Source organism: Roseovarius sp. E0-M6 (genome assembly GCF_037083845.1).
In the GTDB taxonomy this organism is placed as follows: domain Bacteria; phylum Pseudomonadota; class Alphaproteobacteria; order Rhodobacterales; family Rhodobacteraceae; genus Roseovarius.
Genome location: NZ_JBAPLA010000010.1, coordinates 70,748 through 81,361, shown reverse-complemented (window position 1 = coordinate 81,361; position 10,614 = coordinate 70,748). Strand labels below are relative to the sequence as shown.

Here is a 10,614-nt window from a genome sequence, read left to right as displayed (position 1 = left end):
TGTAAGTTTCGTCGACATGCCACTGTAGGCCGCGCCACGAACGGTGGGCACCGAATGCCCGTTTGCGAATCTCGGGGCCGAACTTGCGAACCCGGCGGTGAATGGTTGAAGCATCGACCGTCACTTCGCGTTCTGACAGCATGTCACGGACATCGCGACAGGACAGCGGGTAGCGGCAGTGCCAACGTAATGCCAACAAGATGATCTCCTGCGGAAAACGGTGTCGCTTGAATGGGTTCTTGCGCTGAGCCATCGAGATCTCCACCATCGTCAATGACCACACGATCGAAGATCCCATGTGTTAATGCAACAGAGCCCTTTCAACACAGATAACTTCGACTTACCTTGAAGAAATTACCAAAGAGGCCGACTTTGAACACACATGAAATGAAGCTTCTGCCGATTGACCCGGCGCGCGCTGTCATCATCAAGGAGTTCGGCGGCGAGATCACCGCTATCGATCCCATCGGCGCTCAGGTTTCTGGGATAGATCTGTCCTCCAAAGGGCTTTGTCATGTTGTTTTCCCGAAGACTTACCAAGCACGACGCGGCTTTCACGCGGTCATTTCGTCGGCATAATCGGCCCACAGGCTGAACGCGTCAGCCCGGGCGTGGCGGTAGGATGCTGCGGAAATTCGGTGGCGCTTTGGACGGAAGATGGCGGCGGTTTGGTCGTGGAGCGACAGAAAACGCTGCGCTTGGCGAGGGGATTTGAAACGGCCCATGATCTTTTCACGTCGCCGGGTGGGCCGGTGCGACGCCTCGGCCCGTTGTTCAATCCTTTATGCGAGCGGTGTTCGATCCCCGGGCAAAGATCCCGGAAAGCCGCGTCGTAGCTACGCAGCTTGTCGGTCACAAGAACCCTCGGCACGCCCCATCTTTTCATCAGTTTCTTCAGGAAGCGCTTGGCTGCATCGGCATTTCTGCAGCTCTGCACCAAGATCTCCAGCACGTCACCGTTGGCATCGATGGCTCGCCAGAGCCAGTGTTTCTGACCCCGGATGGAGATCACGACCTCGTCGAGGTGCCACTTGTCGGCCGGTGCAGGTCGGTCGCGCCGAATCTTGGCGGCGATCTGAGTCCCAAACCGTTGGCACCAGACCCGGATGCTTTCGTGTGAGACGATCAGTAAGCGCCAGCTGGGCCCCACGGGCTTTTCAGCTTGACGGCTGGAAGTTCCAAGGGAGGAGTTCGTCGATCCGTTGTTTCGGATGGCCGGCGGCGATGGCCTCGAGGGTGGCCTTGAGATAGGCGAAGGGCTCGACGCCGTTGATCTTTGCGGTCTCGATCAGGGACGCGATGCGGCCCCAGGCTTTGCCGCCCTCGTCGTGACCGGCGAACAACGCATTTTTCCTGTTCAGTGCGATCGGGCGCATCAGATTTTCGACGCCGTTTGAATCGATCTCGACGCGGCCGTCATGGAGAAAGGTCTGCAGGCCCTCCCAGTGGCGATGGATATAGGCCAGCTTCTCGCCGAGGCGGGACTTGGCCGAGACCCGAAGCCGCTGTTCCTGTAGCCAGTCGCCGAACGCCGCCACCAGCGGGGCCGTTCGTGCCTGCCGGGCCGAGAGGCGTTGACCTGGTTCGACGCCGCGGATGTCAACCTCGATCTTGTAGATCTCGGCGATGCGGCGCAGGCCCTCGGCGGCGATCTCGGAGCCGTCGCGGTCGAACACTTCCTTCAGCTTGCGCCGGGCATGCGCCCAGCAATGGGCCACGCGGATGGGGCCACCGCCGTTGCGGGACGGGCGCGTCAGCCGGTTGTAGCCGGTATACCCGTCGAGTTGCAGGATCCCGTCGAAGCCGCGAAGGAAGGTTTCAGCATTCTTGCCACCCCGATCGGGCGCGTAGAAGAAGACCACCCCGGGCGGGTCGGCGCCGCCCCAGTTGCGGTCGTCACGGGTGTCGCGTTGCCCTTAATTCTGAAACACGACGCGTTCGGGGATATTTTTTGCCCTTAATTATGAGATTCGACTGCCATCACGCCTATGCTTCTCGCGCGCCTTTGCGCGATATGATCAACCGCAACAAGCAGACGTGGCTCCTTCTCGAAGGCGCGCAATAGAGCAACCCTTGCATAGTCGTCGATGCTGTGGCTGGCGATGGCTGCCTTAGCCAAGGGATAAGACCGAGCGGCGGCGATTGCGGCGAGACAGAACAGCCTCACTTCCGATCTGGGGTTCTGGAGAGCGAACGACGGATCCCCGCGGAAGGTTTTGAGTGACATGGCAAAGGCGACTGCACGCATTGCGCGCCGAAGTGGTCTGGGGCCGCGTGATCGCGCGGCGCACTCAAGCATCCCTGCCCCACGGCGCGCTCGGTATGTCAGTTTCTCGGATACTTGTTCGTCGCCTGCTTTGCCGAGGGTCTGCACAAGTCTCGCCCCGCAAACCTGGCAGTCGAATGCCCAGGCCCGCCTCCAATGCTTGAGCGAAAGGCCCTCTCGGGAGCATTGCGGGCAATGCTGGAATGGCATCTGGGCCGTCAGCGAGGCTTCTCGTGGCGTCATTGCTGGAAAGGTCAAAGATCGCACGACGTCTGGGGCGACACGTGCAGCGCTGGCAATCTTCTATGCCGCCACCGCGTCGATGTTGAGGTCCAAGGCGGTGCCATGCGCGGTATCGATCTTGATATGAGCCAGCAGTTCGGCGTCATCACAGTAGTTGGCCGCAGCCAACCGAGACAACCAACCTGACAACAACTCGTCTGGCAGCGGCGCGACAGTTTTTGGCAGCGGGTGCGGCTTCACACCCCGGACTTCTCGAGCCGCCGATTGGCGTTCGCATGGCGCGACCAAACCGGCGTCCATTTTGCGATTGCGTCATCGGTGATGCATTCATTACCTGTGACAATGGCGTCGATGGAAAGATCCTTGATCAGGGCGAAGATGCGCGAGGTCACCCCGCCGGTCAGCGCAAGTATCTGCTTTAGTGACTTGACCTTCAGATTGGATTTCTTCTCGAGGGGCATTGCCGCGATGAGTGTCTGGATCATGTCCGAGAACTCGGCGTCGTCGCGCCAGTTTGGCAGGTGATGTTCGTCCAGCCGCCTGGCAAGCTGGATATCACCACGGATGGCATCGACGGCCTCGCTGACCCCCAAGCAGACCAGTGACACTTCGAGTTCATTGCTGAGATACCGCAGAACATTGAGAAAGCGGCGCTGTTCGCGGTGGGTCCCGGCCAAGAGGTTGTGGACCTCGTNTTCATTGCTGAGATACCGCAGAACATTGAGAAAGCGGCGCTGTTCGCGGTGGGTCCCGGCCAAGAGGTTGTGGACCTCGTCGATCATGATCATCCGCAGGCCAAGGTCGCGCAAAAGCGCGACGACACGGACTTCGAGGGAGGCCACATTTTGAGCGCGCGCGCTCAGTGCCGTGGCCGGTGCCCCGACGGTCGCCAGGATGTGCAGATAGAACCGCCGTTCGTCGGGAGCTGGTGGTGCTTGTAACAGCAACAGCGGCGTTCGCGTAATTCCCGATGCTGGGTCATATTCCGGTGCATATCTGCGCGAAAGATTGCGGGCGATCATCGTCTTTCCGATCCCCGACGCACCATGCACAAGAAGGCCAGGCATACGGGTTTGCCTTGGCGCTTCGATCATTCCCTGCAAACGGTCCAGGACTTGTTCGGCCCGCGGAAAGCCGATCCAGATATCCGATTGAATGAGGGCGATCCGACCGTCTTCCTCAGTTGTCCTTGCCCTCAATTCACCATCTCTCCACCTTGAACAATGGGCGCGATGTATCACCCGTGTCGATTGCGCGCAGCCCGTCGGTTTTCGAGACAGCCGAGTTGGTGCCCTCCAATGTCCCTTTTCTTTCACGGGATCGGCGTTCGGCCCTCGTCAGGCTCCGGCTTTCAGACTCGATTTGGCGTTGCTGTCGGATCAGCTCAGCCAGGACCAGCTCATTGGACCCGGACTTGCCAAGGGCACGGGCATTCCTCATGGCTTCGCGATATTCCCAGAGCGACACAGGCGGAATTTCCAGGTTTCGGTACCGAGCTTCGACGTATCGGTCATTATCCAGTTCGACCCAGATCACCGATAGGTCGCGAGGGTCGTATCGGACGACCACCTTTCCATCCCCGCGCCCGATGTGGCCTGCAAGCGCATCAGACCAGTACCGTATCTGGAACAGATGGATGCCGTCACGCCTGACCTTGCGCAGTTCACTTGGCAGAAAGCTCACCCGAAAGGCTTCAATCTCGAAGGGGATATCGCCCATCATTTGCTCTGAGAGCGCCTCCCATTTGGCGACGGGCGTGCAGCCAAGACTTGAATGAATGCTGTTGTTGTAGCGGCAGATTTCCAGAGCAAACCAGCGATCAAATTCGCCTAAAGTCATCGTGGCCATGCCTTCGGCATCGTAGTCGCCCTTGGCCACGACCGAGGATTGCGTTGTTCCAGGCAACAGGTGCACGGCCCCCATCACCGTGCCGATCAATCGTTCGATGTGCCCTCCGAAATGAGGACTGCCTGGCGGCCGATAGACCAGATCGATCCCCCATTCCGCACATGCCGACCGAAAGGCATGCGACCGGAAATCGCGCCCGTTATCGACGTGGATGCTATGCGGTTTACCCTGCGCGGGCCACGGAACATTGCGCACCAATTCCGCCAGAAGTTCCGCCTTGGGGGCCACAGCCTGTGTCAGGCAAAGCACCACCGACAGACGCGAAGGTGCCTCGAGAGAGGTGTAATATCCGGTCACCATCCGCGTTGCGACGTCGATCGCCAGCGTGACCCAAGGCCGCCCAATTGGTTGGCGTTCAAAACTGTCGACGAGAATGATGTCCGCAGGCGTATGGTCGATTTGCACGACCTCCAGTGGCCGGTTTGCCTTGTTGTCGCCTACGACCGGCGCAAATTTCTGGCGGGCCGCCTTTGCGCCTTCGCGTGCCTTGGCAATTTCACGGGCATCCATTGCATCCAGCCTGCGCTGAACCGTCCGACGTGTCGGCGGTTGCAAGCCCTGCTGCCAGCACGCGCTTCGGATTTCTGTCACGATGCGCGACAGGCTTGGACGTTCCCGCCGTAAGAAATAACGGCGAAGATGTTCTTCGATCACCGCTTCCACCTTGCCGGATATCAAGGTTGTACCAGTCGGGCGGCCCCGTTTCCGACAAGCCAGCGCGCTGGTGCGCCCACCCTCTTCGGCCAGACGCTTTATCCAGCGCCAGACAGTCGCCCTGCTGACACCAAGCTCCCAAACGGCGTCATTGATGCCACTTTCCAGACTGCCAGTTCCTTTGAGATATGCCTGAACAAGCGGACGCAGAACGACCGCCCTGCGCACCTCCTCAGCACCAGCGGCAACGAAGTCTTCGCGATCATCATCCATCAATATTTGCCACACGAAGCTGCGAACCCTGTCTCAGGTTTAAGGGCAAAAATATCGGAATTAAAGGCAAAATATCATATTTAAGGGCAAAGCAAGGCCGTTGATTTCGTTGGATTTCTCATCTCACAATTAAGGGCTACGCGACAGCGGGCGCATAGAAGGATATGTCATCGACATGCCAAGGTGCCGCGAACTTCAGCGCCATCGTGAACAGGCTCTTCTCCGATCCCATTCAGCAGCCCCCAAAATGATCAGTCGAGGCCACTTGATTCCGTTGACAAGCTAAGTTGGCCCGGCGCGCACGCCGTTGCGATACACGCGGTCTACGTGGCCACTGCGGGTCATCTTACCACACTATGCAGCGTCGGATCAGGACGCGCCTGCACCCTCAACACATCCGCATCGAGAGGGGACACAATATTTTAGCGCCTGCTGCAGCAACAGGTCTATGCAGACGCACTCACCGAACTTATATCGAACATTGTGAAAATCTTTAAAAAATGCGCCGAGATCGGGGCCTTTGCCCTCGTCGCGACACAGGTTGCCGCCCCGGATACGGTAAACGCGCAAACGCCCGTTGCCCAGACGCCCGTTCCGACGGCAGAGCAATCTACACCCGTGCAGCATACGCCGCCCGAGCAAGAGGCCGATGCGGACGAAGCCGACCTCATCCGGCCGGCGGTCGGAACCTCGCTCGGGGAATGGCGCTGGACGCGTCGTCCCGTCGTCGTCTTCGCGGACAGTCCGAACGACCCGCAATACATCCAGCAGATGGAAAACATCACCGAACAGCTCGAGCCGCTGGTGGATCGCGACGTTATCGTGATCACCGACACCGATCCTGCGGCGCGGTCTTCCTTCCGGCAATCCTTGCGTCCGAGGGGGTTCATGATGGTCGTCATGGGCAAGGACGGCACGATCATCCGGCGCAAGCCGGTGCCTTTGTCCGTGGGCGAGATTTCGCGCTCGATCAACAAGCTGCCGCTGTACCAGCGCGAGGTGCGCGAGAACCGCACCACGGAGGATTGACAGTGCTGCCTGCCTCATTGCCATACCACGGTACCTCCAGCCCAAGCGCCATCTGAAAGGCTCGTGTTGCCTAACCATTCATCGGGTTCTTCCTCAACCTGTGTGGCGGAGCGGCAGCATTTGGGCTCTGAGAAAATCTGGACCGACTTGGCCGTACATCTCGCGGAGAATGATCTTCAAACGGTAGATCTGGCCTTCAACTTGGCCATTGCTTCGGAGCAGTTCGATGGCTTGTCCATGTTGGGATCCCCCTGTGACGCCGCCTGTCCGGCCTTGGTGCAGCGTGTAGGGCACGCTGCCTGGCGAGGGCTGATCTATGCAAGGGCGCGGAGGCACCGGGCCCGGTAGGGTCAGCGTACACTCAATACAAAGGAGATGGAAATGCAACGGCTTTTGCCACTTGGACGGGCGACGCTCGCCAGCCTTGCCATACTGGCGCCCGGAGCGGCTGTGGCCGCCGACCTTGCGCTGGTGATCGGCAATCACGACTACCGCCAGGCGCCGGACGCCCTGAGCGCGGAGGCCGACGCCCGCGCGGTCACCGAAACGCTTGAGCAGCGCGGCTACGACGTGACCTCGGGCACCGATCTCGACCGCGGCGAGATGCGCCGACACATCGCCGCGTTCGCCGAGCAACTCGACGGCGGCGAGGCCGACCGGGTCGTGGTCTTCTACTCGGGCCACGCGCTCAGGAGCGACGGCGTGACCTATCTGGCACCGGTCGATCAGGGCAACGGCTCCGTGGTCGAGGCTATGATGGATGGCGTGCCACTGGATCTCGTGCTCAGGCTGGCCGGGCAGGCACCGGTCGCGGCAGTGGTGTTCATCGACGCCGCCCAGCTCGACAGCTTCGAGGTGGAGGCATTCGCCGCGCCGGGCCTCGCGGACATCGCGGTGCCCGAGGGTGTGCTTGTCGTCTCGGCCGCCGCGCCGGGCCGTGCGATCCCGCGCAGCACCGCAAGGCAGAGCGCCTTCGGCCGGCAGGTGGTGGACGACTTCCTCGCACCCGGGGTCAGCGTCGGCACGGCAGTGAACAGGCTTCGCTCGCCCGCCTGGGCAAGCGGGGACACGGATACCAGCCTCGCTCTGGTGCAGACGCCTACCGATTCTGTCGCGAGCCGGGTCAGACCGGAGACGCGCGCCGAGACGCAGGCACCCGATACGGCAGCCCCGGAACCGGAGGCGGCCGCCGAACAGCGGCTTGGCCTGACCAGGGCGGAGCGCCGGAAAGTGCAGGTCGACCTGACCGCGCTTGGGTACGACACCCGCGGCGTAGAGGGCATCTTCGGGCCGGGCACGCGCGCAGCGGTGGAGCGCTGGCAGCAAGCCAATGATCTGCCGCCAACCGGTTATCTTACCAGAGCGCAGGTGGCGCTTCTGGACCGGCAGGCCCCCGCCCCGCTCGAGCCGGAGCCCGAGACTGCCGAAGCCGCGCCGTCGGCAGCGGCTCAAAGGGAGGCTGCCCTCGACCTGAGCAGCGCCGATCGCCTCTCGATCGAGCAGCGCCTGACCGAGCTCGGCTTCGGGCCGGGCCGGCAGGACGGGGCCTTCGACAGCGATACCCAGCAGGCCATCGAGGGCTACCAGCGCAGCCGCGAGCAGGCCGCGACCGGCTATCTCGACCGGCCGACGGTCACGGCGATGATGCAGGAAACCCGCGGCGTAAGCCAGGATATCGTCGAGGGCGCCGAGGTGCTGCGGGGCATCCTGCGCGCCCTGGACCAATAACGCGCCGCCGGGTGCCGGTGCGCCGGCGCCCGGGCCTGTGATCCGCGCGCGGGGCCTTGCATCCGAAGCGCGGTCACGAATGCCTCGAAACCCGCATGTCGGCCGGAACACGCATGCGGCCAACCAATGAAATGGAGCACATCATGAACAATATCATCTGGATCGTCGGCGCCGTCGTCATCGTCCTTGTCATCCTCGGTTTTTTTGGGCTGCGCTGAGGCAAGGTGCTGTCCAGCCCGGTATTGTCATCCAGAGGGTCGAGCCGGGCTGGTCGGACAGCCCCCAGAGCAGGCGCCGTCGCAACCCGGACGGTGGAACAGTGACGCCTGTTCCGTAATGCATCTGCGATCGGGGGCCGGTCCGTGTGGGCCGGGACGGTCGTCTTGCCGTTCCGCGCATTCGGCCCGAGATCAATGCAAGCGTTCGGCGGGAGGCGCACGCAAGACAAGCGACCGGAGACTGCCATACTTTGACGCAAAGGCCTGAACCGCGCCACACCGCTCCGCGCAGGGGTCGTGCGCATCAGGGATCCCGCGGCACGTCGCGACCCAGCCGGCACCCAGGCCGGACATCAGAAGATCAGGCCGAGCGCATCGCCGATGCCGATATTCTCGCGCGCGTTTGAGAGCTCCTCGAGCGTGATCCTGCCATCCTCATTTGCATCGGCAAATGCCAGGTCGCTCTCGATCCGCTCGTTCCACTCGGTGCGGGTCAACTGTCCGTCACCATTCATGTCGAGAACGCTGAACATCCTCTGCAGAAGGTCCCGGTCCGTGTCTTCCGGCACGACCTTGTCCGGCAGCCGCCTTCCGACGAAGTCTTCCTCGGAAATAGGGTCGCCGGCGGCGCGTGCAAGCGCGTCGTAGAGCTCGTCGCTTCGGGCGCGCACGTCATCGAGGGTGATATAGAATCCCTCGATGACGTCCGGTGGAAGCGTAACTTTTTCTTGGGCTGACGTTACGGCAGGAACCACCAAAGCCAGTAGAAGCGCGGTCCGAGCAGATGTCATCATTCCAATTTCTCCCGCGAAGCGAAAAATTGTTCACAAAAGATGGCGCACCGGATCGCCATGGTGCCCGCGCCCGGCCATTTCAGGCTGGCCGTTGCACGGTCAGCTGCGTCTCGTCGCAGTTCCCGCTTGCGAAGGTCGCGGCGCAGGACGTTAGATAGAAGTTCCACATCCGCCGGAACCTCTCGTCGAAGCCCAAGGCGGAAATCTTTTGCCAATTTTCATTGAACGTCTCGTGCCAGCGACGTAGTGTTTGGCTGTAGCTTTCGCCGAACTCGACCGAGTGGACGAACCGCAGGTCGGCCCGTTCAACCTCGGCCATGAGCGCGGTGCGCGAGGGCACGAGCCCCCGGGGAAGATGTATTTCTGGATGAAGTCGACGCTGCGGCGGTACGTCTCCCAGCGGCGGTCCTGAAGCGTGATGACCTGCAGGGCCGCGTTGCGCCCCGGATTCAGCCGCTCGCGGACGGTGTCGAAGTAGACCGGCCAGTAGCGCTCGCCCACAGCCTCGAACATCTCGATCGAGGCGATGCCGTCAAATTGGCCGCGCGCATCGCGGTAGTCCTGGAGCCTGATCTCGACCCGGTCATCGAGGCCGACGTTCCTGATGCGGTCCCGCGCGTAGTCGTACTGCGCGTCGCTGTTGGTGAGCCCGGTGACGCGCAGACCGCGCTCGGTGGCGGCGTATTCGGCAAAGCCACCCCAGCCGCAGCCAATCTCCAGCACGTGATCACCCGCCTCGACGCCCATCTCGTCGATCAGGCTCGCGTATTTCGCGGTCTGCGCCGACTCGAGGCTTTCTTGTCCGGTCGTGAACATGGCCGATGAATAGGTCATCGTCTCGTCGAGCCAGAGCCGATAGAAATCGTTGCCGAGGTCGTAATGGGCGGCGATGTTGCGTCGCGCCTGCCGCCGTGTATTGCCTCGGAGCGCTTGCCGTGCCTGCTCGACAAGTCGGAGCAGGCCCTTGCCCGGAAATCCATCGTATATGTCATCGCCGGCAACGTGAACGAGATCCATGAAAGCCTGCAGATCCGGCGTCGACCAGTCGCCATCAAGGTAAGCCTCCGAGAACCCCAGGTCACCCTCGCGGATCAGCCGCGTGAAGAGATCGGGATCATGCACATGCAACTCGGCTACCGGCCCCGGCCGCGCGCCGTCCGCGCGAAATTTGCGACCGTCGGGCAGCACAAAGGTAACCCGCCCCGCCTCCATGGCGCAGGCTCTCACAAAAACAGACGCGAAGTAGCGCGGCAAATCGCGCTGCCCCTCGGTGGTCGTGGCTGACACTCCGAGAGATGAAACCGGCACCGCACTGGCGCATGGCATGGACCTGTTCATGAAACGCCTCCTAATCAGACAGGATCAGCCCTGAAATCCGAAAATGTCATGATGAAGCAGTCAATCGCCGGTGCCACTAACCTAGGTTAACACGCCGCGCACCATCGAGATCCACGACTCCTGTCATCAGTGCTGCGCGTTACCAGCCGCCTCTGCCACAGCC

General features: G+C 61.6%; 7 protein-coding genes and 4 pseudogenes. 3 read left to right on the top strand and 8 right to left on the bottom strand.

Annotated features, from left to right (window positions below):
* Nucleotides 1-253 (bottom strand): annotated as a pseudogene (locus V8359_RS18515) (IS6 family transposase); the annotation flags it as partial.
* Between the two features lie 134 nt (nt 254-387).
* On the opposite strand from V8359_RS18515, the gene V8359_RS18510 reads away from it, so the two are divergent.
* Nucleotides 388-579 (top strand): hypothetical protein, encoded by a 192-nt coding sequence (locus V8359_RS18510; RefSeq protein WP_336430601.1) that lies wholly within the window; start codon nt 388-390, stop codon nt 577-579.
* On the opposite strand, the pseudogene V8359_RS18505 reads toward V8359_RS18510, so the two are convergent.
* From V8359_RS18505 to V8359_RS18485, 5 genes and pseudogenes are all read right to left on the bottom strand, one after another.
* Nucleotides 555-1,123 (bottom strand): annotated as a pseudogene (locus V8359_RS18505) (IS6 family transposase); the annotation flags it as partial. The gene V8359_RS18510 and the pseudogene V8359_RS18505 sit on opposite strands and share 25 nt — an antisense overlap.
* A 34-nt stretch (nt 1,124-1,157) precedes the next feature.
* A pseudogene (tnpC, locus tag V8359_RS18500) lies at nt 1,158-1,901 on the bottom strand (IS66 family transposase); the annotation flags it as partial.
* Between the two features lie 668 nt (nt 1,902-2,569).
* On the bottom strand, nt 2,570-2,749 hold the full coding sequence (locus V8359_RS18495; RefSeq protein WP_336430593.1) for a TniQ family protein: 180 nt from the start codon (nt 2,747-2,749) through the stop codon (nt 2,570-2,572).
* Nucleotides 2,746-3,750: a TniB family NTP-binding protein gene (locus V8359_RS18490; protein ID WP_336430592.1), complete on the bottom strand. Its 1,005-nt coding sequence runs from the start codon at nt 3,748-3,750 to the stop codon at nt 2,746-2,748. Before V8359_RS18490 ends, V8359_RS18495 begins: the two co-directional genes overlap by 4 nt.
* Nucleotides 3,710-5,344 (bottom strand): Mu transposase C-terminal domain-containing protein, encoded by a 1,635-nt coding sequence (locus tag V8359_RS18485; RefSeq protein ID WP_336430591.1) that lies wholly within the window; start codon nt 5,342-5,344, stop codon nt 3,710-3,712. The genes V8359_RS18490 and V8359_RS18485 overlap by 41 nt, the downstream gene beginning before the upstream one ends.
* A 483-nt stretch (nt 5,345-5,827) precedes the next feature.
* Between V8359_RS18485 and V8359_RS18480 the strand changes: the two genes are divergently transcribed.
* Entirely contained in the window at nt 5,828-6,373 is a 546-nt protein-coding gene (locus tag V8359_RS18480) for a DUF4174 domain-containing protein (protein WP_336430589.1), read from the top strand.
* Nucleotides 6,374-6,754: 381 nt separating this feature from the next.
* Nucleotides 6,755-8,101: a peptidoglycan-binding protein gene (locus tag V8359_RS18475; RefSeq protein ID WP_336430587.1), complete on the top strand. Its 1,347-nt coding sequence runs from the start codon at nt 6,755-6,757 to the stop codon at nt 8,099-8,101.
* A 571-nt stretch (nt 8,102-8,672) separates the two neighbouring features.
* Here V8359_RS18475 and V8359_RS18470 read toward each other — a convergent pair.
* The gene (locus V8359_RS18470; protein ID WP_268956499.1) at nt 8,673-9,113 is read right to left on the bottom strand and encodes a hypothetical protein; all 441 of its coding nucleotides are present in this window, start codon (nt 9,111-9,113) and stop codon (nt 8,673-8,675) included.
* 79 nt (nt 9,114-9,192) lie between these two features.
* A pseudogene (locus V8359_RS18465) lies at nt 9,193-10,439 on the bottom strand (class I SAM-dependent methyltransferase).
* Nucleotides 10,440-10,614: the final 175 nt, after the last annotated feature.